Below are 22,232 nucleotides of genomic sequence, written 5' to 3'. Positions count from 1 at the left end.
TTTACAGCGGGGCCTGCTGTCGAGTGGGTAGCAGCTCCATGTCTTCCAGAGAACTGGCGTCGGGCTGGCTGCTCATGAAATGGTAGGCGCTGGTTACATCGGGCGAGCTCAAGCGACGCACAATGCGATTGATCAGCGACTGTTCCATGTCACGGAAAATCATTTCAATTTCGCTGTCTTTGGCCTGGACAGCTTCGGCGTCGTAAGGGACCTCACGAATCACGTTCAGCGTTGTGGGCGGTAAAACAACCCGGCCCTTGGCATCCAGCAGTTCAAAGACAAAGCTCAGTTGCAGTTCGTATTCTTCCACCTGGCCTTTGGCGTTGATGGAGATTTCGCGTTGGTTACGGCTGTGGGACAACTGCTGCAAAATGGCTTGTGCATCTTGTGAGCGTTCAACAAAGCGAGTTTGGGGTGAGCTGGCCGACAAGGTTCGACGCAGGTTCGCACCAAAGGCGCTGTTGTCCGAAATATTGGTGTAGATCGTGCTGAACGGCAGCGGAGCCACCCCTTTCAGGTGAAAGCCGCAGGCCGTCAACACGAAGCTGAGCAGGATGATCAGGCCCGCCAGTCGCCAGGGCCCGAGTACAGGAACAGACAGAGAGGCAGAAGGAAACAGGCGGGCTAAATGCATGATTAACCTACGACGTTAACGAGTTTGCCAGGCACCACAATGATGCGCTTGGCGGGGCGGCCTTCCAGATACTTGAGCACAGCCGCGTGTTCGGCGGCAGCTTGTTCAATGGCGGCTTTTTCCGCTCCCTGAGGTACGACCAGCGAACCACGCAGCTTGCCATTGACTTGCAGCATCAGTTCGACTTCGTCGGCAATCAGGGCTTGCTCATCGACTTCAGGCCATTGGGCATCCAGCATATCGCCCAGACCGTCGGCCCAGCCCAGCTCACGCCACAACTGCCAGGTGATGTGTGGCACCACAGGGTAGAGCACACGCAACAGGATGGAGGTGGTTTCAGCCAGGGCGCGTTGCGCGGCAGGTGTATCTTCCCACTGAGTCTGCTCCAGGGTGTTGAGCATCTTCATGCAAGCCGAGACAACGGTGTTGTACTGAATACGTTCGTAGTCGTAATTGGCTTGCTTGAGCAGGGAATGGATTTCCAGACGGGTACGCTTGGCAGCCGCGTCCAGATCGCTCCAGTCGGTCGCCTGGGCATTACCGGCGCGCAGGGCGTCGGCGTGGTTGTAGCAGAAGGACCACAGGCGGCGCAGGAAGCGGTTGGCTCCGTCCACGCCCGAATCTGACCACTCCAGAGTTTGCTCGGGTGGGCTGGCGAACATGATGAACAGGCGGGCGGTGTCGGCGCCCATCGAGTCGATCAACGACTGAGGATCCACGCCGTTGTTCTTGGACTTGGACATGGTGCCAATGCCGTTGTACTGCACGGGCAAACCATCGCTCTTCAAGCGGGCACCGACAATCGCGCCTTTTTCGTCGTAAATGTTTTCGACGTTTTCAGGCCAGAAGTATTCGATGCCGCCTTGTGGCGTGCGACGGGTATAGCTGTGGTTCAGCACCATGCCCTGGCACAGCAGGCGGGTAAAGGGCTCGTCAATCTTGACCAGGCCCATGTCGCGCATGACTTTGGTCCAGAAGCGTGCATACAGCAAGTGCAGCACAGCGTGTTCGATACCACCGATGTACTGATCCATAGGCATCCAGTAATCGGTGCGTGGATCAGTCATGGAGTCGTTCAGCGCAGGCGTGGTGTAGCGCAGGAAGTACCAGGACGAGTCCACAAATGTGTCCATGGTGTCGGTTTCACGACGGGCAGGTTTGCCGCAAGAAGGGCAGGCGCACTTCAGGAAGGCGTCGTGCTTGTTCAGCGGGTTGCCGCTGCCATCGGGAATCAGCTCTTCAGGCAGAACCACGGGCAGGTCTTTTTCTGGAACAGGAACCGGGCCGCAATCATCGCAATGAATGATAGGGATAGGGGTGCCCCAGTAGCGCTGACGGGAAATACCCCAATCGCGCAGACGGAAGGTGGTTTGCTTTTCGCCCAGTTCTTTGGCGTTCAGGTCGGCGGCAATCGCATCCACGGCAGCGACGTGTGCCAGGCCGTCGTACTTGCCGGAATTGATGGTTTGGCCTTGCTGCTTGTCGCCGTACCAGTCTTGCCATTGGGTGGCGTCGTAGTCTTTGCCTTCAACGCCAATGACTTGCTGAATAGGCAATTGGTATTTCAGAGCAAAGGCGAAGTCGCGTTCGTCGTGAGCAGGCACGCCCATGACGGCACCGTCGCCGTAGCTCATCAAGACGTAGTTACCGACCCAGACAGGAACGTCTGCGCCAGTCAGTGGGTGCTTGACGGTCAGGCCGGTAGGCAAGCCTTCTTTTTCACGGGTAGCCATATCGGCTTCCGTGGTGCCGCCTTTCTTGCATTCTTCAATAAAGGCCGTCAGCTCGGGATTGCTGCGGGCAGCCAGGGCAGCCAGCGGGTGTTCAGGGGCAACAGCACAGAAGGTCACGCCCATGATGGTGTCCACGCGAGTGGTGAACACGTACAGACGACCGTCCTGAATCAGTTGGCCTTGCTCATCACGAATATCGTGAGGGAAGGCAAAGCGTACGCCCTGACTCTTGCCGATCCAGTTTTCCTGCATCAGACGCACACGCTCGGGCCAGCCGGGCAAGCCGGTTTTTACGGTGTCCAGCAGCTCTTCGGCGTAATCGGTAATGCGCAGGTAGTAGCCAGGAATTTCGCGCTTTTCAACCAGCGCGCCAGAGCGCCAGCCACGGCCTTCAATAACCTGTTCGTTGGCCAGAACGGTTTGGTCTACCGGGTCCCAGTTCACGGTCTGGGTCTTGCGGTAGGCAATGCCTTTTTCCAGCATTTTCAGGAACAGCCACTGGTTCCATTTGTAGTATTCGGGATCGCAGGCGCACATTTCGCGCGACCAGTCGATTGCCAGACCCATCGCCTGCATCTGCTTTTTCATGTAAGCGATGTTGTCGTAGGTCCACTTGGCGGGTGGGACTTGCGATTTGATGGCGGCGTTTTCAGCGGGCATGCCAAAAGCATCCCAGCCCATGGGCATGAGAACGTTGAAACCGCGCATGCGTAGCTGGCGCGCCATCATGTCGTTGATGGTGTAGTTGCGCACGTGACCCATGTGTAGCTTGCCGCTAGGATAGGGCAGCATGGAGCATGCGTAAAACTTGGGTTTGAGCGAGCCATCGGGAGCGGTGGCGTTTTCGACGGCACGATAGGCGTCCCGATCGGTCCAGTTTTGCTGAGCGAGTTGTTCAACCTCGCTGGGGTTGTAACGTTCCTGCATGAGTGGCAATACCGTTTTAGACAGAAGTAAAGGAGTATCCGCCATTATACGGGGCAAATGTCGATGTGGACGCTTGCAAGGTGGGCTGTGTCGTCACTAGAAGAATCAGGCCGAAGTTCGGGCCGCGAGGCGAGTGTGGAAAGTCTCTGAAAATTCAGCCAGCCAGCCGCTCGAAATTGGTATACCGTTAGAATTTATGCCGCTTAACGGCAGTTCCTTGGCGCAAGAGACCTGGTCGGGATGACGGCCAGGCAGGAGAGCTTGATGTTTAGCCACATTACCGTCGGATCGCGTGATCTGGAGCGCGCTGCTCAGTTTTATGATGCGGTCCTGATTCCGCTTGGCTTGAAACGCCGAATGGTCACGCCCGATGGCGGGCCAGCCGCCTTGTGCTGGGTGGGTACGCAAGCAGTTTTGCCGCGTTTTTACGTTTACAGCCCCCTGGATGGGGAGTTGGCCAGTGTGGGTAATGGCAGCATGGTGGCCTTTCTGGCTCCTTCGCAAGAAGCCGTCCACACGGCTTATGAAGGCGGTATGGCTCATGGTGGTCGTGATGAGGGTGCCCCAGGCCCGCGTCCCCATTATGGCAATGGCTATTACGGTGCCTACCTGCGTGACCCGGATGGCAACAAGATTCATCTTGTTTATCGTGCTGACCTTTTGCCCTAGCGTGGCGCTTGCAAACGATTTGTTGGATTTCCGGAGTCTGCCCTTATGATCGCCAGCCAGCTTGCACTTGTTTACGGAACCTATCTGATTGCCACCGCCAGTCCAGGGCCCAGCAATATGGCCATTATGGGCACAGCCATGCGTGATGGCCGTCGCTCTGCGCTGGCTTTGGCCGCCGGGGTGGTGACCGGCTCGATGTTCTGGGCGATTCTGGCGGCCAGCGGGGTTTCTGCTTTGCTGGCGACGCATGTTCAAGCCTTGGTCTTTCTGAAGATGGCAGGCGGCCTGTACCTTCTGTACCTGGCTTTTCGGGCGGGCAAGTCGGCAATGAGCCCCGTCTCTGGTCAGGTGGGGAAAAGTCAGGGGCACAAGACGCCGCGCTACCGCGCACTGTATCGGCAGGGTGTGCTCATGCATATGGGCAATCCTAAAGCCTTGATGGCCTGGGTAGCGATTATCTCGCTGGGAGTTGGCCAGGAGACCGCAGGCGCAGGCTTGGCCATGATTGTGGGCGGCTGTGTCTTGCTGGGCATCATGGTGTTCAGCAGCTATGCCATTGCCTTTTCAACAGCCATGATGATTACGCTCTATGCAAGAGCGCGCCGCTGGATCGAGGGTGTGCTGTCGGTAACATTTGCGGCGGCAGGATTGAAGCTACTGAGCTCGCCGGACTAAGCGCGCTCTCTACTGTGGCACTCGTCGGTGCGCCTGTCAGCGTTGATCGGGGGAAGGTGCCCGCGTGCAATGGGCGAATGGCAGGGAATCTTGATAACAGACCAGGAATAAAGCATGAATACCGTTTCTCATGACCCTTCTCTTCTCAAGCAGACGGACGATCAAGCCGGGTCTTCCTCGTCAGTAGCAAACACCTTGAGAATGCTGCTGCGTTACAAGCAGTGGGCCAATACCTTGACCTTCAAGAATGTGATGGAGCTGCCTGCAGGCGAAGCCTTAAAGCCTAGACCTACCCGCTTTGGCAATATGGTGCACACCCTGAATCACATTTACGTGGTCGATGATATTTTCAGGCACCACCTGCAGGGGAAAAAGCACGCGTACACATCGCGCAATACCGATCAGACGCCTGCTTTGGCGGACTTATGGGAGGCTGTGCAGGAGATGGACCGCTGGTACATGGACTGTGTGGAGGCCTGGCCCTGTCAGGACTTGGCGAAAGTCATTCATTTTGAATTTGTGGGTGGTGGGCAAGGGGCCATGACGCGCGAACAAATCATTCTGCATGTCGTGAACCACAGCACGTATCACCGAGGTTTTGTCAGCGACATGATGTATCAAGTGCCATTTACACCGGAGTCCAATGATTTGCCGGTGTTCCTGCGAGATCAAGCTTGCTAATAAACAGGCAATAAAAAAGCCTCTGCAGGGCAGAGGCTTTTTTAAAACCAGTCCGCTGTAGCAGCGGGTTTGCGGATTAACGCAGCTTGGTTTCTTTGTACTCGACGTGCTTGCGAACGACGGGGTCAAATTTCTTGATCACCATCTTTTCAGGCATGTTGCGCTTGTTTTTGGTGGTGGTGTAGAAGTGACCCGTACCGGCGGACGATTCGAGTTTGATTTTTTCGCGTATACCTTTTGCCATGATGAGCTCCTGGTTAAATGTTTAAGAAGCGCAGCTTAGAACTTTTCGCCGCGGGAGCGCATTTCGGCCAGAACGGATTCGATACCGTTCTTGTCGATGGTGCGGATAGCATTAGCGGAAACACGCAGGCGAACCCAACGGTTTTCACTTTCAACCCAGAAACGACGGGACTGCAGGTTTGGCAGGAAGCGACGCTTTGTTTTATTGTTGGCGTGCGAAACATTGTTGCCCGACATTGGGCCTTTTCCGGTCACTTGGCATACGCGTGCCATGGTCATACCCCTTGAGATCTAAATCTGCCTCCGCTAAACGAAAAAGCCGCGGGCGATTGTAAAATTAGGATCGTGTTAACCCCAAGCTGGGGTCGAAAGAAGATTATTCTAATATGGAAAAATCACTTAGATCAAGTTTTACCGTGCTTTTGTCGCTGCATTGCGGCCAAACAGCCACGATAAGACAGCGCAACAGGCTAATACAGCCGTCAATGGCAAAGCATCGGAAGCCGCCCAACTACTGACAGCAAAACCGGCCAGCGCACCGCACAGCATTTGCAATGCTCCCATCAGGGCCGATGCTGTTCCCAGACGATGCCCCTGCTCGGACAGAGCCAGGGCAGCAGAGTTGGGGTTCACAAAGCCCTGGCAAGCCATAAAGCCCATCAGAGTCACCATCAGCCAGGTCAGGTCCAGCACGCCAATCAGCGTCAGGATGGCACCCAGCACAGTAAAGATAACTTGCAGCCCTTGTGCGATACGCAACAAGGTGGGCGGGCTGTAGGTATTCAGTAAACGGGCGCTGACTTGGGAGAACACAATCAGACAGGCCGCATTGGCGCCGAAATAAAAACCGAAATGGCGTGGGTCCACGGCAAATAATTCAATAAAGACGCGTGGGGATCCGGCGATATAGGCAAACATGCCTGCAGAACTGAAACCGGCGGCCAGCGAGTAAAACATAAAGGGCCGGTCGCGCAGCAGAGCACTGTAATTGTGTGCAATCAGTTTGGGCTGCAAGGGCAAGACCCGTTCAGGGGCCAGGGACTCTTTCATGGTGAAAAAAGTCAGCAGCCACAGCAGCACACCGCAAGCTGCCATAAAGAAGAAGATGCCACGCCAGTCGCTAAAGAGCAGAATCTGCCCGCCGATCAGGGGTGCCAGAATGGGCATGACGCCCATGATCAGCATCAGCATGGACAGGGCGCGTGCCGCTTCGCGAGTCTCAAAGCGATCGCGGATAACGGCACGGGGGATGGCCATGCCTGCGGCACCACCAAAGGCTTGCACGATACGCCAGACGGTCAGCTCGTCAATATCGCTGGCGCGGGCACAGAAAAAGGAAGCCACGGTGAAAATCAGGACGCCCAGCAGGAGCGGCGGCTTGCGACCAAAGCGGTCGGCCATGGGGCCATAGACCAACTGGGCAAGGCCCACACCCAACAAGAAACCAGCCAGTGTGCGTTCGACCATGCCCGCTGAAGTGTTCAGGCTGTCTGCCATTGCCGGGAAGGCGGGCAGGTACATGTCGATGGCCAGGGGCCCCAGGGCGGTCAGCAGCCCCATCAAAACGAGCCAGGGAGGAAATGCAGGGGAGTGGTTGCGTGTCATCGGGCCAAGTATTAAGGTGGGGCAGATCCTGACTGTGAGCCTAGACCGACTACCCCGCGCCGCGCATCAATGCAAACCGATGCAAAGGGCCAAAGGCAGGCAGTTTAGCATGGGGTAATGTCAATTCCGGTCTATGTGCTTTAGGTATGAAGCACATGATTCGTGACTTTGACGCAACGGATTGAGGGCTTGAATGCAGTAGGCTACAGGATTGACAGCTTACGGGCAGTGTGTCGATGTGCAGGACACATTGTCATCTTTGTTTGTTTACATACAAGGAGGCGAAGTTGAGTTCAATTTCATCAATGGTTCAGGCCAAATTAGATCAGCTCAGTGTTCCGATTCGGCTGACTTTGCCCAACGGCGAGCAAGTCGGGGCGGCCAATGCCTCGGTTCATCTGACCATCAAAGACAACGCCACATTGGCACAACTGGCTGCCGGGCAATCCGGGCAGTTGGGTGAGGCCTACGTAGAAGGGCGCATGGATTTTGAGGGCTCCATGCGGGATTTGATGCACTTGGCCGCAGACATCCTGCCGGGCTCCCCGGTGGATGCGGCTCAGGCGGGCTGGCTGACTTCCATTGTCAAACACCTGACCTCCGTCTGGCGTCACTCCCAGGAGAAGGATGCCAAGCAGATCCAGTTTCACTACGACTTGTCGGACGACTTCTATGCCTTGTGGCTGGACCCGCGTCGGGTCTATTCCTGCGCCTATTATCGGGAGCCGGACATGACGCTGGCCCAGGCTCAGGAAGCCAAGCTGGACCACATTTGTCGCAAGCTGCGTTTGCAGCCAGGCGAGCGTTTTCTGGATGTGGGGGCAGGGTGGGGTGGTCTCTTGATGTGGGCGGCTGAAAATTACGATGTAGACGTGACGGGCATTACCTTGTCACGCAACCAGCACGCTTATGTAAACGGACTGATCGAGCAAAAGGGCCTGACGGGCCGGGCTCGCATGATGCTGCTGGACTATCGTGAGCTGGACGAACTCAAGCCTTATGACAAGCTGGCCTCGGTCGGGATGTTCGAGCATGTAGGCCGCGCTCAGCTTAGCGCTTACTTTGACAAGCTGCGTCGTCTGGTCAAGCCTGGTGGCTTGATCCTGAACCACGGCATTACCGCCGGGGGGGTGGACAATAGCCAGCTCGGTGCGGGCATGGGCGACTTTATCGAAAAGTACATTTTCCCTGGTGGGGAGCTGACCCATATCAGTCATGTGCTGCGGCATTTGGCCGAGGGCGGTCTGGAAGGCCTGGATATTGAAAATCTGCGCCCTCACTACGCGCGTACTCTGTGGGCCTGGAGTGATGCTTTGGAGAGTCAGTTGGACAAGGCCAAGGCAACGCTGGATTCCGAGCAAGGGCAGAAATCCCTGCGTGCTTACCGGGTGTATCTGGCGGGTTGCGCGATGGGCTTTGAGCACGGCTGGATTGCCTTGCATCAGGTTCTGGCTCAGGCACAAAGTGCCGGGCGGGCGCAGGAGCTGGATTACGCACCAGACCTGGTTTACCCATGGCGGCGGGACTATATGTACCAATCCTGATCGGCTTGGCCCAAGGACAAATGACAAGGTTTTTATGCCTTGTCATTTGTCTTTTCTGGGCTGGTTCTTAATTACGCCGATTCATCGGGAATTAATTGGTAACAAAATAAAGTTCGTAAAATCGCTAAAACCACGCCAAACAAGGGTTTTGTTGTGTTTTCGCCATTGACATATTTTTGATTTCTACTGGTTTTGCTCGGTAATAATTTGTTTTTGATTGCAAAGCGCCGTAGAATGGCCTCCTTATCAGATTCATCAATTCGATCCGGAACCGCTTGAACAGCGTGTTCTCTTCGCACCAAATCATCGCCCCGCGCGGTGTAGCCCAGCCCCAGCCGTTTTGTTTCGGTCAAGGCACAGGACGGTATAAAAAAGGGTTTTGCCCATCTACATCGTCCCGGGTTTCTTGTGAGTGCCTGGCACTCGCTCTCTACGTAGGTATGTATTGGCGATAAGAGCATCGTCTTCCGCACACCCCTTTAGCCTTGGCGCCGACTGATCATGCAGGACGCGTCCCAGTAACTCAAGGAGGAGCATCATGTCTTCATACTTCCCTCATGCCGGTGCCAAGTCGCGCTTGCACCGCTTTCCCCTGATTCAAGCCTCTGTGCTGACCAGCATTTTGCTGGGTTTGTCGTCCGCTGCACAAGCCGCCACGCCGGTTGCCTGCGAACTGGACCGCACTGTCCGCTTTGGCGGCATGAATTGGGAATCGAATCTGGTCCTGACTGAAGTCGAGCGTTTTATTGCTGACAAGGGTTATGGCTGCAAGACTGAGGTCATCTCGGTCGAGACGCTTCCGGCTCTGGCCGCATTGGAGCGAGGCGACCTGGATGTCAACACTGAAATCTGGCTCAACAGTGTGGCTGATCCCTGGAAACAGGCTGAAGCCAAGGGAAATGTAAAACGTATTGGCGATATTTATATGGGTGGCGAAGCCTGGTTCATTCCACGCTACACCGCCGAGCGCCTGCCTGAACTGAAGTCCGCTGCGGACTTGCCCAAGTTCAAAGATGAATTCAAAGACCCCGAAGAACCCGGTAAAGGCCGCTTCTATGGCTGCCCGGCCGGTTGGGGTTGTGAAGTGGTCAGCGGCAATCTGTTCAATGCCCTGAAACTGGGTGATACCTACACCCTGTTCTCGCCCGGTACAGGTGCCACGCAAAAAGCTGCCTTGACGTCTGCCTATCAGCGCAAGGAAAACGTGGTGTTCTATTACTGGTACCCCACACCGCTGGTGGGCTCCATGGATCTGGTCAAGCTGGAACTGCCCGCTTATGACGAGAAAAAGCACGGGTGTCTGACTGACCCCAATTGCGCCAATCCCGAGCCTAGCGATTACCCCGAAAACCCGGTGTTTACTGCCGTGAATACGGAGTTCTCCAAAACGGCTCCTGAGCTGACGGCTTTCCTGGCTAATGTCAGCATGCCTCTGGAGCTGATGAACGACACCATGGCTCATATGGAAAAAACCGAAGGTGAGCCCGAGGATGTGGCGCAATGGTTCCTGAAAGAGCACGAGGACACCTGGTCCAAGTGGGTGCCGCTGGATGTGGCTCAGCGCGTAAAAGCCGCTCTTTAGTATTCGTGTTGTTGTAGGGCGAGGCCGGTCTCGATGACTGCACCCCGTGAGGGTGCGGGCACTGAGCCGTACCTCGCTTTTCTGCCTGGCCACCGTGTGGTCGGCAGGATCATGGCCGGGCCACAAGCCCGCGCTGCATGCACGAGTTTTACGGAGTGTTTTTTATGTTTCCTGAGTTGATTGATCCGCGCGCCTTACGTTTGCCCATCGATCAGTTCGTGGGTGATCTGGTTGCCAACTATTCCAGTACCTTGCGGGCGATGACCCAGCCTTTGCTGGATATGCTGGTGTTCATGGAGTCCATCCTGCGCAGCAGCCCTTGGTGGGCCGTCGTGCTGGTGGTGGTCGTGCTGGGCTGGGCTGCCAGCCGCCGCGTCCTGTTTTCCGTAGCCATGGGTGCCATGTTGTTTGTCATCGGCTTGATCGGCCTGTGGGATGCGGCCATGCAGACCCTGGCGCTGATGATCGTGGCCGTCTTCTTGTCTGTCCTGATAGGTATACCGCTAGGTCTGCTGATGGCCAGCTTCAACTGGCTGCGCCGCATCATGATGCCGATCCTGGACGTGATGCAAACTATGCCTAGCTTTGTGTATTTGATCCCGGTAGTGATGCTGTTCAATCTGGGCAAGATCGCCGCCTTGATTGCCACCATTATCTACGCCATTGCCCCGGTGATTCGTCTGACCGATCTGGGTATACGCCTGGTCGACAGTGAAGTGCTGGAAGCCTCGCGCTCCTTCGGTTCCAACCGTTGGCAGCAGCTCTACGGCGTGCAATTGCCTTTGGCCATGCCCAACATCATGGCCGGTATCAACCAGACAACCATGATGGCACTGGCTATGGTGGTGATCGCCTCCATGATCGGTGTGCGGGGTCTGGGCTACGAAGTGCTGCAAGGCATTAACCGCCTGCAAGTAGGCCGTGGTCTGATGGCTGGTTTAGGGATTGTGCTGTTGGCTATCTTGTTTGACCGTATCACGCAAGAATTCGGTCGTCGCTTTCAGACCCGGGAGGCCGCATGAGCAAGATTGAAGTCCGCAATATCTACAAGATCTTTGGTTCGCAACCCGAGCGCTGGCTGGAAGAGGCCCGCAACGGTGTGCGCAAGGATGAACTGCTGGCAAAAAGCGGTCATACGCTGGGCTTGCGTGACATCAGCCTGTCCATCGAGCATGGCAGTATCTACGTCATCATGGGTTTGTCCGGTTCGGGCAAGTCCACCTTGATTCGCCACTTCAACCGTCTGATTGAACCGACGGCAGGGCAAATTCTGGTTGATGATGTGGACGTCATGAGCCTGGACTGCAAGGCCTTGATGCAGTTTCGTCAGCAAAAAATCAGCATGGTCTTTCAGCGCTTTGGCTTGTTCCCGCATCGCACCGTACTGGAAAACGCCGCGTATGGCTTGCAAGTACAGGGCATGGGCCGTGCGGCCCGCGAGGAAAAAGCCACGTACTGGCTGGAGCAGGTGGGCCTGCAAGGCTTCGAGAATCAGTATCCTCATCAACTGTCTGGCGGTATGCAGCAGCGTGTGGGCCTGGCGCGAGCCTTGGCGACCGATGCGGACATCCTCTTGATGGATGAGGCCTTCTCCGCCCTGGACCCGCTGATTCGACGTGAAATGCAGGATCAGTTGCTGGAGTTGCAAGCCCGTCTGAACAAGACCATCGTGTTTATTACGCATGATCTGGATGAAGCCTTGCGTCTGGGTAACCGGATTGCCATCTTGAAGGATGGCGAGCTGATCCAGGAAGGTTCGCCCGAAGATATTCTGCTGTCGCCCGCTAGTGATTATGTGCAGGCCTTCTTGCAGGATGTGAACCGTAGCAAAGTGTTGAATGCAGCCCATGCGGTGCGCGATTCCAGCAAGACGCTGACGTTCACCATGCGTACCCGCGCTGTCCATGCGCTGGAGCGCTTGAGCGAGCGGGGTGTGCGTTATGCGCCGGTGCTCGATGGCAAGCGGCTGGCCGGTGTGCTGATGCGTGCGAGTGCTCAAGAAGCGGTGCAGCAAGGCGCTCGGGATATTTCCGGCTTTGTGGATGAAATGAGTTCGGTTCCCGCCACCATGGGCCTGGATGAAATCCTGGGGCAATTGTTGCGCAGCAGCGAGCCTTTGGCCGTGACGGGTGAGAACGATGAGTTCCTGGGCTTGCTCTCACGCAGCAAGGTGGTGGACCTGGTCAGCCCACTGATTGATGCGGTTGAGCAGTCGCCGGATGCGGCTGCAGAGTCGGCTCCGGAGGATACCGCCAAGATTTTGGAAGCGATTGAAGGCAGTAAACCTGCTGCCTGAGCTTACTTGTCTTGATAAGGCGATAAAGAAAACGGGACCAGTTATTTAACTGGTCCCGTTTTTTTATATGTTTACGCTTTGAGGGTTTGCCCTATTTTGGTCTTAGGCTCTTGATGCTGAGCAAAGAGCAAAGAGCAAAAGGGCACAGGGTGGTCAGCATCTGGACATTTGAGTCTGCCCTGAACTGAGCGAATGCCAGTGCCTTGGTCTTGCTTATTGCTAAGTCTTGCGCCTTGCTGGATTGTAGATACGCAGAATGTGGCTGTACCAGAACAGCAGCAGCAAGGCCGAAGCTCCCAGTCCCAGGCTGGACATGGTCCACAAGCTGGCAGCGCCCACAGGTGCTCCCGGTGCCAGCCACTGAATCACACCTTCCAGCGATCCGGCAGCAGGTCCAAAGCCTAGCCACCAGCCGCCGCCCAGACCCAGCACGCTCAAGGCAAAAAATTGCAGCAGCATAGGGACAAAAGCCACTTTATAAGCCCGCAGCAAATAAGAAATCAGACACTGGAAGGCATCAAAAAAGTGGAAGAAAGGCAGCAGTTGCAGCAGGAGTAAAGCACGCAGTGCCACATCAGCATCGTCGGTATAGGCATTGGCCAGGGTCGGGCGCAGCAGAACCAGCAGGGTGATAGTCAGGGTGACCCCTGCCAGCACAATAGCCAGGCTCAACATCCCTACCTGCCGGGCGCGATGATATTGCCCCGCACCAATCGCCTGTGCGCTCACCGACGCGGCAGCAACCCCCACGGCCATCGGCACCATAAAGCAGACTGCAGCCAGATTGGCCATGATCTGGTGAGCCCCGGAAGCAAAGACCCCCTCACGGGCAACCAGCAAGGCCATGAAGCTGAAGGCGCAGATCTCGATCAGGTAGGAGCCGCCCATAGGCAGCCCCAGACGCAGCAGTTCTTTCTGTGCCGCCCAGTTAGGCAGGCCCAGTCGCAGCGTAAAGGGTTTGTAGTAGCGGTCGGCGCGCAGCAGCCACAAGCCTGCGGCCAGCATCAGCCAGGACACCAGGGTGGTCGCCAGGCCCGAGCCTACGGCCCCCATGGCTGGTAAACCGAATTTCCCGAAAATCAGCACCCAGTTGAACAGGGCTTTGAAAGCCACGCTAAACAGATTGATCAGCATCACGGCCTTGGGGCGAGAGGTCGCCGTGCCCAGGCAATAAATCGTTCGGAATACCAAGGCGGCGGGCAGGGCCAGAATCAGGCTGCGCAAATACCAGGTAACCCGGTCATGCACCTCGGGGCTTAAGTCGCCCGACCAGCTTAGCCATATATTGGGAAAAGCCAGCGCCAGGGTGCCGATCAGGGTCAGCAAAAAGGCCAGCCATACGCCTTGCCCCCACCAGCGGCCCACTTCAGTCAGGCGGCGCGCGCCAAATTGCTGCGCAATGATAGGAATCAGGGCATGGATAACGCCCATCAAGCCAATAAAGACGGTGATGTAGATGGAAACGCCCAGGCCCATGGCCTGCAGGTCGATCGGGCTGCTGTGGCCGACCATGACGGTGTCCAGGACACCGAAGGCGATACCGGCCCAGGAGCCGACCAGCACAGGCCAAGCCTGGCGCAGGATTCGGCCTGCCTGGCTTTTCCAGTTGTGATAAAACGCGGAGGACATGATTGAAACTTACTGAGCTTGTACTCGCAGCAGACGGAAAGCCTCGTGACGATCTGGCCCACGTTTGCCTTGCCAGAGCTGGACCGCATTGTCGGGAATGGGGGCCTTGCCATCTTGCAGGTCGCGCAGGGAGAACTGTTCCAGCACCAAAGAGCAGCGGTTGTCGAAATTGATGTTGATGTTGTTGAACACCAGGAAGGAAGCGCGTTGACCCGAGCCCAGGCCCCAGGAGCGCAGGCATTCGCCGGGCTGCTTGTGTTCGCGCAGGGCGGCGGACAACTCGCCAGAGACGTCGCGGTAACTACGCACGTAGTCCAGCGAGGGCATCCACAGCGTGACCAGCAAAAGCCAGGTCGTAATCAGGCCGCCCGCCGACAAGACAGTGCCACGCAGCAAGCCGGGAGGGTTGGTGGACAGACGCCAGCGCACCAGCGAGATCCAGGCTAGCGTGCCCAGCACCGCAATAATCATGACCGGCCAGGAAATAAAGGTGTCGTAACCCTGAGTCTGGCGAGCAATATTGTGCGAGATCTGACGTGGCCAGCCGGTTTGCTGAGCAATCCAGCCCAGCCAGACGGTAGTGGCCGTCAGCGAAAAGCACATGATGGCAAACCAGTCCAGCGTATTGATGACGCCACGGCGCAGCGTAGGCAGCGAGAACGCGGCCAGGATAGCGCAAGGCACGACCAGCAGCGCGTATTCCGGCTCGAAGGCATCGCGCATGAACAGCAGGCTGATCAAGGGCACGATAAAGCTGATGGCCGGTACATAAATATGGGGCGCCTTGAACCAGCTACGCCATTGCCACAGCGCCAGCAGGGCCAGGGGCCAGGTGGGCCACAAGAACCACAGCAGGTCGCGCAGATTATCCAGTTGTTCTTTGAAACCGGCCCAGCCCCAGGCGGCCAGATGCCACAGACGCCATTGTTCGGTCCAGTACACGCTGACGCGTTTGGCCGGAATCCACCAGGCCATGATGATGGCCAGTGTCAGCACGGCGCTCAAGGCCAGCCATTGGCTGTGCTGGCGCAAGGGGCCGCGTGGAATAAAGCACAGTACAGTGGCCAGCATGATGGGGCCAGCGCCCAGCCAGCCACGGGTCAGAAAGCAGGCGCCCAGAGACAGGCCCAGCAGGATTGCACCTGAAGCCGGGCGGTCAAACATGCGCACCAGGCTGTACAGGGCCAGTGCCTGGAAGGCAATGATGGCAGGCACTTCCGAGGTCTCGTGCATGCGCCAGATAATGCCGACCGTGGCTACCGTCAGCAGCAAGGTGGCGTCGGCAATCATGCGCCCATAGGCCGTGGGCGAGGGCTCGCCCCCAAAGGGCAGACGTAAGGGTTGGGCTTCCGGGCGACGGGCCAGCCAGTAGGCGCTATGCCAGACCGAGGCCGCCAGCATGCTGAACCACAGCAGATTGGGCAGGCGGGACGCCACAATATTGGCGTTCAGCTCGGAGGTAAACAGTTTCAGGGCGGGGGCAAACAGCGTAATGAACAGGGCACCCAGCCAGGTTGTCAGCGGCCCATCCTGGGCATGCGCCAGATCGCCCACCTGCGGCAACAGCAAAGCTTGACCGCTGGGATCAGACAAGGCGGTCAGCATGGTGGCTAGCCCGATGACATCGTCTGCCTTCCAGGGATCACGGAAAAACAGACCCGCAAGAATGTAAATGGTCCCTACGACAAGCAGGACAAGTCGGGGAAGTTTGACAGCAGCGGTAGCAGTCAGGCGGGCAGGGGTGGAGGTGGGTATGAGGCTGGATGACACGTCTAGGGTAAAACAGTCTGTTGATTCGCCCTATCTTAATGCAAAGGGGGCGCCTTGGCCGGGAAATGTACGCTAAAAAAAAGGCAGCCGAAGCTGCCTTTTTTGCGCTGAACGCGGTATGCCGAGAAAGAGAGCTTATTCGCCTTTCTTGACGGTACCAGCCGTACGGGCAAAACGGGCGCGGAATTTTTCAACGCGGCCAGTTTCCACGATACGGGTTTGAGCGCCCGTATAGAAGGGGTGCGACTCGGACGTCACGTCACACTTGAACAGTGGGTAGGTCTTACCGTCTTTTTCGGTGGTTTCGCGAGTCTGGACAGTGGAACGGGTGATAAAGGAGTTGCCCGTTTGCAGGTCCAGAAACACCACGTCACGGTATTCTGGGTGAATGCCTTCTTTCATGATGATTCCTGTTTTGACAAATAAGGACCGCCAGCAAGGCATGTATTTACAAAAACAAAGCTGCACACGCAGATTTCAAATCTTGTAAATACCGGCACTAAAAAGCTAGAGGGCTGTTTTTTTAACCGAGTTTGGGTTTTTACATCCTGCCCGATTGAATAATGCCTAAAGACTTTTTGCCACGTATCCGATGAAGCCTGAGATTTTAGCATCGAGCCACCGCTTTTCAAAGAAAACTCCGTAAAAGCGGTGCACAAGTGCAACAGGACGGGGGTAAAGACCGTGATGCCACGCTACAAAGCGTGGGAAACCGTAGCACGCCCGGCATTTTCGACAATAAGAAAACACCCTGAAACCTGGGTCTTGATCAGGTTTCAGGGTGTGACTCAAGTGCGGGCTCCTGGAAAATCAGCCCGCTACATTGCGCTTGCGGAAAGACAGAATCCAGATACCTACCGCCAGTTCCAGTGCAGCAATAATCCACAGACCACTTTGGAAATTGCCGCTGGAGTCTTTCAGCGCACCTAACATAAAGGGCGCCCCAAAGCCTGCCAGGTTGGCGACCGAGTTGATGAAGGCCACGCCAATCGCGGCTGCCGAACCCGCCAGCACCGCATTAGGCAATTGCCAGTACACCGGGATACAACCCATGGTGCCAGACACGGCAATAATCAGGCTGATGAAGGCCATAGGCGTGTTATTGCCCAGGAACAGGCCCACACCGGCCAGACCAATGGCCCCGATGATGACCGGAATGCCCGTATGCAAGCGTGCTTCGCGGCGACGGTCGGCGCTAAAGCCCAGTGCCAGTTGGAAAATGGCTCCAAACACATAGACCAGCCCCACCAATAGCCCGACGTGCAGGGGATCGCTTGGGCCCAGCGAGCGTACCAGCGTAGGCGCAAAAAAGGCCAGGGTGGAGTTGGCGGCCACAATGCCAAAGAACATCATGGTCAGCGTCCACAGATCACGATTGCCCAAGGCTTTCTTGAAACTGTGTTCGCGTGGGCCTGCGGCCTTGGCATCCAGGGCCAGCTCTTCTTTGATCAGGTCTTTTTCCCGCTGGCTGAGCCAACTGGCTTTTTCCGGGCTATCCACAATGAAGATCACAGCCAGAATGCCTGCAAAAATTGTGGGCAGACCTTCCAGCAGGAACAACCATTGCCAACCGGACCAGTCATTGACGCCATGCAGGCGGGTCATGATCAAGCCCGCCAGCGGGGCACCAATGACAGAGGCAACGGCGGAGGCGGAAATGAACACCGCAAAGGCCTTGGCACGGCGATGGGCCGGAAACCAGAAGGTCAGGAACAGCAGCACGCCGGGCTGAAAACCGGCTTCAAAGGCGCCCAGCAAAAAGCGCATCACATAAAAATAGGCGGCTGTTTTGGTGAACATCATCAGCACGCAGATCAGGCCCCAGCCAAAGGCGATACGGGCCAGCGTCTTGCGTGCGCCAATACGCAGCAGCAGCCAGTTGCTGGGGACTTCAAAAAAGAAGTAACCCAGAAAGAAAATACCGGCGCCTATGCCGTAAACCGTTTCGGAAAAGCCCAGCTCGGGCTGCATTTGCAGTTTGGCAAAACCAATATTGAGCCTGTCGATCCAGGCCAGCATCCATAGCAAAAAGATGAAGGGCAAAATGCGCCACATCACTTTCTTGTAGATCTGATCCAGTTCTTTTTTGCTGGCGGGCGAGGCACGGGCATCGTCCACGGGGATACTGCTTGTCATGGGGCTTCTCCTTTTTTGTTGTGGGTACAGCGTCTTAAGGCTGATCTGGAGGCAGGCGCTCGGCCATCAGCTCGCAGGCAGCAATAATTGGGTTGATGACGGGAACGGCCAGCTTGCTTTGCAAGGCTTGGGCGCTTTGCGCCAGGGGGCCGCCACCGATGATCACGGCACGGGCTCCGTCTTTCTGGATACAGGCCAGCACACTGTCTTCCAGCTCCTGATCCTGACGCCGGGGTGCTTGGGCCAGATCCAGCGGGGCTGTCGCTGTCAGACGCAGGCCCGAGAATTGCTCGGCCCAGCCGTAACGCTGGACCTGTTCCAGAATGGATGGCTCCAGGCCGGGCGTGGTGGTGGCGATACCAAAAGGGGAGCCAGCGCGGGCGGCTTGCATCATGGAGGCCTGGCCTATGCCTATCACCGGGACAGAGACCTGCTCTGCCAGAGTCTGCAGGCCAGGATCACCAAAAGCGCCGACGATGACGCCATCCGAGTCCTGTGCCTGGGCCAATACCAGTGGGTGTTCAGCGATGGCAGCGGCCTGTTCCAGTTCATCCATTTCGGTCAACATGGCTGGTCCTTCGGGGGCGGTTAGCCCCCGGACCCGGATATCGTCGCGCTTCAGGCTGGTGAAGCAGGCCTGGGCAAGCGCGACCATCATGTCCGTAGTGGGACGGGAAGTATTGGGATTGATGAGCAGTACGGTATGAGACATAAATACAGGGCCGCAGAAACACGGCTTATCAAGTGAAATCAGGTATCCAGCGGGCGGCCAAAGGTTTCGGGCGCTAGCTGCAAAACGGCGGCAAAGGTGACATACATACCCGCCATTAACGTGAACATGCCTGCCACGCCGTAGCTTTCCAGTACCCAGCCGCTCAGGGTGGGCACAAATGCACCCGCCAGCGTTCCTAGTGCCAGAATGAAGGCGGTTCCAAAGGCACGGACTCGGGTGGGATACAGCTCGGGGGAGAAAATCCAGATCGTCGTATTCAGCAGCAGCACGCAGAACTGGAAGGCTGCGCCAAACAGCAGTACTAAATAGATGTTGAAACTGAGAAAGCCGAAGGCCAGACCACTGGCGCAGGCCAGCAGGGCGCCGATGGTGAACACGCGTTTGCGGGGAACACGGGAACCCAGATAAGAGGCGGTCAAGGCGCCCAGCAAACTGCCGGACTGCATCAGGATGGTGAAGGTATAGCTTTTCACCAAAGAGTGCCCTTGCTCTACCAGCAGAGTCGGCATCAGCGTTAGAACCGTCAGTTGTGCGCCGTAGGTCATGCAGACCGCAATGCCGGTAACCAGAGTGCGCATGGCCAGAGGACCTTGGAAGATCTCGCTCAAACGTACGCGCTCTGCTTTCTGTGCCTGAGGTCCACTGTGCAAATACGGATAGGGATTGGCGACATGGCGGCCCAGTTTGCCCGAGGCCAGGATATTCAGAACCTGATTGGCTTCCTCAATACGCCCCTGGGACACCAGAAAGCGTGGTGTTTCGGGAATGTAGCGGCGATAGAACAAGACCATGAAGGCGGGCATGACCAGCAGGCCAAATACCCAGCGCCAGCTTTCCGGGCCGGGAAAGAGTGTAAAAACCAGTAGCCCGAAAGCGGGAGCCAGCATATTGCCCAAACCGCCGCCTGCCACGTTAATCGTGCCCACGGCGGTGCCGCGAAAACGAGAGGAGCAGAACTCGGCCAGCATGGTGACGGCAATGGAAATCTCGCCCCCCAGGCCAAAGCCCACAATCACACGGCCCAGGCCCAGAATCCCGTAGCTGGGGGCCAGGGCGCAGATCAGTGCACCCAAGGTAAACAGAGCCAGATTGATAGTCAGCATCACGCGTCGACCATAGTGATCCGCGATATAGCCGGACAGCAGACGTCCCAGAGCAGCGGCAGCGAAGGTCAGGGTGTTCAGAAACCCGACATCGCGAGGCGTCAGGCCCCAGTGTTCCTGCAGGAGGGGGCCGACCAGACCCACGGCATTTTGCTCCAGCACGTCAAACAGCACGCCCAGCAAAATCAGGGCCAGCACCTTGCGGTGCGAATGGGTGACACCAATGGTTTCCAGCGAATTTTCCAATTGCTGCTGAACCGTATGATGGTTGGCCGTAGAACTGGCCTGCGCCTGCTCTGCATCAGCAGGCAAGGTTTGACGGGTGCTAGACATGGTTTCTCCTCGTTTCAGGACGTGTATGGCACGTCCGTCTCCCAACATTATTTTTTCAGTAATTATTGATATGAAAAAATATTTTCAATACTAGGGTAAACGAGAAAGATTTTGCAGAATCGGTGGGGTGCTTTCCAGGTTGTTGATATTTAAGGTTTTTTAATAAAATAAGGATCATCGCGTTTTACGTATGATCCTTATTTGATTCCTTGAATGGGCGGCGATTGTTCTTGCCCCGGATGTTGTCCCCAGCGTGTTTCCTTGCCCTTGCGCTTGTTGTTTGCGCGGTCTTGTGGGGCCCGTAGGGCGACCTACAGCTCCAGAAAGCTGTCGTGAAAGGCTTCTACCATACCCAGATGGCGGCGTCCGGCAGGACCGGCCTGGTCCATGACCTGGCTGAGGATCAAATGGCACAGACCAATAACGGCCACGTGGTTATCCAGCACGCCGGGCGATTGGACATCACAGCGCAAGGTCCAGCGGCAGGCGCTTTTTTCCGGGCTGAGCTGATCGCTGATATGCAGCACATTCGGGTTGAGCTGGGCTATTTGCTCGATGAGCTGATCCATGCTGCGTACGCGACGGCGCAGCGCAAAGATCACCACGACATCGTCTGCCTGTATGCCTGCCAGATGCTCGCCCATGGTCTCCCCGGGGCCGGGGATAAGTTGGGCTTCGGGCACGATTTGCAGCATTTGCCAGCGAAAGTAGCTGGCCAGCGCGTGGCTGGATCGAAACCCGAGCACCCAGACTTTGCGTGCGCCCAAAATAGCCTGGGCAATTTCCTGTAGCAGCGCTTCGGGGATGCGCCGGTAGGTTGAGGCCAGATTATTCTGGCTTTGCTGCAGGTGTGTGGCCAGTGAGCGTCCGGCCTCCGTCTCGGTGGCCGCCAGGAGCAGTGGCGAACCCGCATTCTTTTCAGAACGTACTTGCTTGCGGGCAGCTTCGTAGTTGGCATAGCCCAGGCGCCGGATGAAACGGGTAACCGTGGCGTTGGAGACATTGGCCAGGGTAGACAGTTCGGAAGCGGTATAGCCCGCCAGATCGCCCGGGAAGTCCAGGGCGAACTCCGCCAGACGTCGTTCTGAGGGGGATAGATCGTGAAGAATATCGCGTACGCGTCCAACAAAGGACTTCACGGCGGTATCAGACATGGCGCTCCGTGCTCGGCTTGGGTGTGTTCTGGATTTTACGGGGAAGCTCACCGAACTGTATCAAAAAACCGGCTGGCCCTTCTGGCTTACAGATCACCGCGTTCGGCCATGGAGACAGTTTCGCTGGGCGTGACGATGATGTGATCAAGCAAACGAATATCCACCAAAGCCAGAGCCTGACGGATATGACGGGTCAGCCGTATGTCGGACGCGCTGGGGTGGGCGGCCCCGGAAGGATGGTTATGAGCGAGAATAATGGCGCAGCTATGGTGGCGCAGGGCAGCACGCAAAATCTCCCGCGGGTAGACCGAGGCCTGATTCACGGTTCCCCGGCTGATTTCTTCCGCACAGATCAAGCGCAGTTGATTATCCAGAAACAGGGCCAGACAGTGTTCCACTGGCAAATGTCCGATATGGGCCAGGCAGTATTCGCGAACCTTGTCGGCCTGATTCAGGACAGGCAGGCCGGTTAGTGATTCCAGGGCACAGCGTCGTTGCAGTTCCCGGATAACCAACAGTTCCGTGCATTTGGCCGGGCCGATTCCGTCTAGCTGACGCAGTGCAGACGCATCGGCCGATAATAATCCCTTGAGTCCGTTAAAATGTTCCAGCAGCATCTGGCCCAGCTCGACAGCATTGCGCCCACGCGTACCGGTGCGCAGCACAATCCCCAGCAGTTCAGGGGTGGTCAGACAAGCAGGGCCGTGCGCCAACATGCGCTCACGGGGCCCTTGGCGGCGTAATGTGGATGTGACCATAAGAAACGCTAAAATGCGGTAATTGAA

The 22,232-nt window shown here is 56.7% G+C and carries 21 protein-coding genes; 7 read left to right on the top strand and 14 right to left on the bottom strand.

Annotated elements, in window-relative coordinates; genetic code table 11:
* Position 1: 1 nt before the first annotated feature.
* A complete protein-coding gene (gene lptE / locus JYG33_RS07355; protein ID WP_243430297.1) occupies positions 2 to 634 on the bottom strand; it encodes an LPS assembly lipoprotein LptE in 633 nt (210 codons plus the stop codon).
* A gap of 2 nt (positions 635 to 636) precedes the next feature.
* Positions 637 to 3,294, bottom strand: a complete 2,658-nt coding sequence (gene leuS, locus JYG33_RS07350; protein WP_207875330.1) for a leucine--tRNA ligase — start codon at positions 3,292 to 3,294, stop codon at positions 637 to 639.
* Between the two features lie 264 nt (positions 3,295 to 3,558).
* On the opposite strand from leuS, the gene JYG33_RS07345 reads away from it, so the two are divergent.
* The 3 genes from JYG33_RS07345 (at position 3,559) to JYG33_RS07335 (ending at position 5,319) form a co-directional block, all read left to right on the top strand.
* Positions 3,559 to 3,963 (top strand): VOC family protein, encoded by a 405-nt coding sequence (locus JYG33_RS07345; protein WP_207875329.1) that lies wholly within the window; start codon positions 3,559 to 3,561, stop codon positions 3,961 to 3,963.
* A gap of 45 nt (positions 3,964 to 4,008) precedes the next feature.
* Positions 4,009 to 4,638 (top strand): LysE family translocator, encoded by a 630-nt coding sequence (locus tag JYG33_RS07340; protein WP_207875328.1) that lies wholly within the window; start codon positions 4,009 to 4,011, stop codon positions 4,636 to 4,638.
* 114 nt (positions 4,639 to 4,752) lie between these two features.
* A complete protein-coding gene (locus JYG33_RS07335) occupies positions 4,753 to 5,319 on the top strand; it encodes a DinB family protein (protein WP_243430296.1) in 567 nt (188 codons plus the stop codon).
* Positions 5,320 to 5,395: 76 nt separating this feature from the next.
* On the opposite strand, the gene rpmG is transcribed toward JYG33_RS07335, so the two are convergent.
* The 3 genes from rpmG to JYG33_RS07320 all read right to left on the bottom strand — a co-directional run bounded on the left by rpmG (position 5,396) and on the right by JYG33_RS07320 (position 7,122).
* Positions 5,396 to 5,563, bottom strand: coding sequence for a 50S ribosomal protein L33 (rpmG, locus tag JYG33_RS07330; RefSeq protein WP_003802781.1), 168 nt, complete (start codon positions 5,561 to 5,563; stop codon positions 5,396 to 5,398).
* 35 nt (positions 5,564 to 5,598) lie between these two features.
* On the bottom strand, positions 5,599 to 5,835 hold the full coding sequence (rpmB, locus tag JYG33_RS07325) for a 50S ribosomal protein L28 (RefSeq protein ID WP_121739234.1): 237 nt from the start codon (positions 5,833 to 5,835) through the stop codon (positions 5,599 to 5,601).
* Between the two features lie 138 nt (positions 5,836 to 5,973).
* Complete coding sequence (locus tag JYG33_RS07320; protein WP_207875327.1) at positions 5,974 to 7,122, bottom strand: Bcr/CflA family multidrug efflux MFS transporter; 1,149 nt, start codon at positions 7,120 to 7,122, stop codon at positions 5,974 to 5,976.
* 332 nt (positions 7,123 to 7,454) lie between these two features.
* Between JYG33_RS07320 and JYG33_RS07315 the strand changes: the two genes are divergently transcribed.
* Positions 7,455 to 8,711, top strand: coding sequence for a class I SAM-dependent methyltransferase (locus JYG33_RS07315; protein WP_207875326.1), 1,257 nt, complete (start codon positions 7,455 to 7,457; stop codon positions 8,709 to 8,711).
* A 71-nt stretch (positions 8,712 to 8,782) separates the two neighbouring features.
* Here the strand turns inward: JYG33_RS07315 and JYG33_RS07310 are convergent, their stop codons facing one another.
* Positions 8,783 to 9,064 carry a hypothetical protein gene (locus JYG33_RS07310; RefSeq protein ID WP_207875325.1) on the bottom strand — a complete coding sequence of 94 codons (282 nt, stop codon included), beginning with the start codon at positions 9,062 to 9,064 and terminating at the stop codon, positions 8,783 to 8,785.
* Positions 9,065 to 9,249: 185 nt separating this feature from the next.
* Between JYG33_RS07310 and JYG33_RS07305 the strand changes: the two genes are divergently transcribed.
* The 3 genes from JYG33_RS07305 (at position 9,250) to JYG33_RS07295 (ending at position 12,589) form a co-directional block, all read left to right on the top strand.
* Positions 9,250 to 10,293, top strand: coding sequence for an ABC transporter substrate-binding protein (locus JYG33_RS07305; RefSeq protein WP_243430295.1), 1,044 nt, complete (start codon positions 9,250 to 9,252; stop codon positions 10,291 to 10,293).
* A 164-nt stretch (positions 10,294 to 10,457) separates the two neighbouring features.
* Positions 10,458 to 11,315 (top strand): proline/glycine betaine ABC transporter permease, encoded by an 858-nt coding sequence (locus JYG33_RS07300; protein ID WP_207875324.1) that lies wholly within the window; start codon positions 10,458 to 10,460, stop codon positions 11,313 to 11,315.
* Complete coding sequence (locus JYG33_RS07295; RefSeq protein WP_207875323.1) at positions 11,312 to 12,589, top strand: glycine betaine/L-proline ABC transporter ATP-binding protein; 1,278 nt, start codon at positions 11,312 to 11,314, stop codon at positions 12,587 to 12,589. Before JYG33_RS07300 ends, JYG33_RS07295 begins: the two co-directional genes overlap by 4 nt.
* Before the next feature lie 219 nt (positions 12,590 to 12,808).
* On the opposite strand, the gene JYG33_RS07290 is transcribed toward JYG33_RS07295, so the two are convergent.
* The 8 genes from JYG33_RS07290 to radC all read right to left on the bottom strand — a co-directional run bounded on the left by JYG33_RS07290 (position 12,809) and on the right by radC (position 22,205).
* A complete protein-coding gene (locus JYG33_RS07290; protein WP_207875322.1) occupies positions 12,809 to 14,218 on the bottom strand; it encodes an MATE family efflux transporter in 1,410 nt (469 codons plus the stop codon).
* A gap of 9 nt (positions 14,219 to 14,227) precedes the next feature.
* Positions 14,228 to 15,988, bottom strand: a complete 1,761-nt coding sequence (locus JYG33_RS07285; RefSeq protein ID WP_207875321.1) for a glycosyltransferase — start codon at positions 15,986 to 15,988, stop codon at positions 14,228 to 14,230.
* 135 nt (positions 15,989 to 16,123) lie between these two features.
* Positions 16,124 to 16,390, bottom strand: a complete 267-nt coding sequence (locus JYG33_RS07280) for a type B 50S ribosomal protein L31 (protein WP_003802796.1) — start codon at positions 16,388 to 16,390, stop codon at positions 16,124 to 16,126.
* A gap of 408 nt (positions 16,391 to 16,798) precedes the next feature.
* The gene (locus JYG33_RS07275) at positions 16,799 to 18,124 is read right to left on the bottom strand and encodes an MFS transporter (protein ID WP_207875320.1); all 1,326 of its coding nucleotides are present in this window, start codon (positions 18,122 to 18,124) and stop codon (positions 16,799 to 16,801) included.
* Between the two features lie 34 nt (positions 18,125 to 18,158).
* Positions 18,159 to 18,836 carry an aspartate/glutamate racemase family protein gene (locus JYG33_RS07270; protein ID WP_207875319.1) on the bottom strand — a complete coding sequence of 226 codons (678 nt, stop codon included), beginning with the start codon at positions 18,834 to 18,836 and terminating at the stop codon, positions 18,159 to 18,161.
* Positions 18,837 to 18,874: 38 nt separating this feature from the next.
* A complete protein-coding gene (locus tag JYG33_RS07265) occupies positions 18,875 to 20,293 on the bottom strand; it encodes an MFS transporter (RefSeq protein WP_207875318.1) in 1,419 nt (472 codons plus the stop codon).
* Positions 20,294 to 20,604: 311 nt separating this feature from the next.
* Positions 20,605 to 21,447, bottom strand: a complete 843-nt coding sequence (locus tag JYG33_RS07260) for a MurR/RpiR family transcriptional regulator (protein WP_207875317.1) — start codon at positions 21,445 to 21,447, stop codon at positions 20,605 to 20,607.
* Positions 21,448 to 21,533: 86 nt separating this feature from the next.
* Positions 21,534 to 22,205: a DNA repair protein RadC gene (radC, locus tag JYG33_RS07255; protein ID WP_207875316.1), complete on the bottom strand. Its 672-nt coding sequence runs from the start codon at positions 22,203 to 22,205 to the stop codon at positions 21,534 to 21,536.
* Positions 22,206 to 22,232: the final 27 nt, after the last annotated feature.

The sequence above is a fragment of the Alcaligenes sp. SORT26 genome (assembly GCF_017377875.1).
Lineage (GTDB): Bacteria > Pseudomonadota > Gammaproteobacteria > Burkholderiales > Burkholderiaceae_B > Alcaligenes > Alcaligenes parafaecalis.
Note: the sequence above shows the minus strand (reverse complement) of the source record. Positions and strands in the feature narration are given on the sequence as shown.

Excerpts from the sequence above, each read along its gene's own strand:
- JYG33_RS07320 (WP_207875327.1), bottom strand. The coding sequence starts at position 7,122 with ATGGGGCTGCTGACCGCCCTGGGGCCCCTGGCCATCGACATGTACCTG.
- radC (WP_207875316.1), bottom strand. The coding sequence starts at position 22,205 with ATGGTCACATCCACATTACGCCGCCAAGGGCCCCGTGAGCGCATGTTG.
- rpmB (WP_121739234.1), bottom strand. The coding sequence starts at position 5,835 with ATGGCACGCGTATGCCAAGTGACCGGAAAAGGCCCAATGTCGGGCAAC.
- JYG33_RS07305 (WP_243430295.1), top strand. The coding sequence starts at position 9,250 with ATGTCTTCATACTTCCCTCATGCCGGTGCCAAGTCGCGCTTGCACCGC.
- JYG33_RS07335 (WP_243430296.1), top strand. The coding sequence starts at position 4,753 with ATGAATACCGTTTCTCATGACCCTTCTCTTCTCAAGCAGACGGACGAT.
- leuS (WP_207875330.1), bottom strand. The coding sequence starts at position 3,294 with ATGCAGGAACGTTACAACCCCAGCGAGGTTGAACAACTCGCTCAGCAA.
- JYG33_RS07300 (WP_207875324.1), top strand. The coding sequence starts at position 10,458 with ATGTTTCCTGAGTTGATTGATCCGCGCGCCTTACGTTTGCCCATCGAT.
- JYG33_RS07265 (WP_207875318.1), bottom strand. The coding sequence starts at position 20,293 with ATGTCTAGCACCCGTCAAACCTTGCCTGCTGATGCAGAGCAGGCGCAG.
- JYG33_RS07295 (WP_207875323.1), top strand. The coding sequence starts at position 11,312 with ATGAGCAAGATTGAAGTCCGCAATATCTACAAGATCTTTGGTTCGCAA.
- JYG33_RS07260 (WP_207875317.1), bottom strand. The coding sequence starts at position 21,447 with ATGTCTGATACCGCCGTGAAGTCCTTTGTTGGACGCGTACGCGATATT.
- JYG33_RS07290 (WP_207875322.1), bottom strand. The coding sequence starts at position 14,218 with ATGTCCTCCGCGTTTTATCACAACTGGAAAAGCCAGGCAGGCCGAATC.
- JYG33_RS07270 (WP_207875319.1), bottom strand. The coding sequence starts at position 18,836 with ATGTCTCATACCGTACTGCTCATCAATCCCAATACTTCCCGTCCCACT.
- lptE (WP_243430297.1), bottom strand. The coding sequence starts at position 634 with ATGCATTTAGCCCGCCTGTTTCCTTCTGCCTCTCTGTCTGTTCCTGTA.
- JYG33_RS07340 (WP_207875328.1), top strand. The coding sequence starts at position 4,009 with ATGATCGCCAGCCAGCTTGCACTTGTTTACGGAACCTATCTGATTGCC.
- JYG33_RS07275 (WP_207875320.1), bottom strand. The coding sequence starts at position 18,124 with ATGACAAGCAGTATCCCCGTGGACGATGCCCGTGCCTCGCCCGCCAGC.
- JYG33_RS07345 (WP_207875329.1), top strand. The coding sequence starts at position 3,559 with ATGTTTAGCCACATTACCGTCGGATCGCGTGATCTGGAGCGCGCTGCT.
- rpmG (WP_003802781.1), bottom strand. The coding sequence starts at position 5,563 with ATGGCAAAAGGTATACGCGAAAAAATCAAACTCGAATCGTCCGCCGGT.
- JYG33_RS07280 (WP_003802796.1), bottom strand. The coding sequence starts at position 16,390 with ATGAAAGAAGGCATTCACCCAGAATACCGTGACGTGGTGTTTCTGGAC.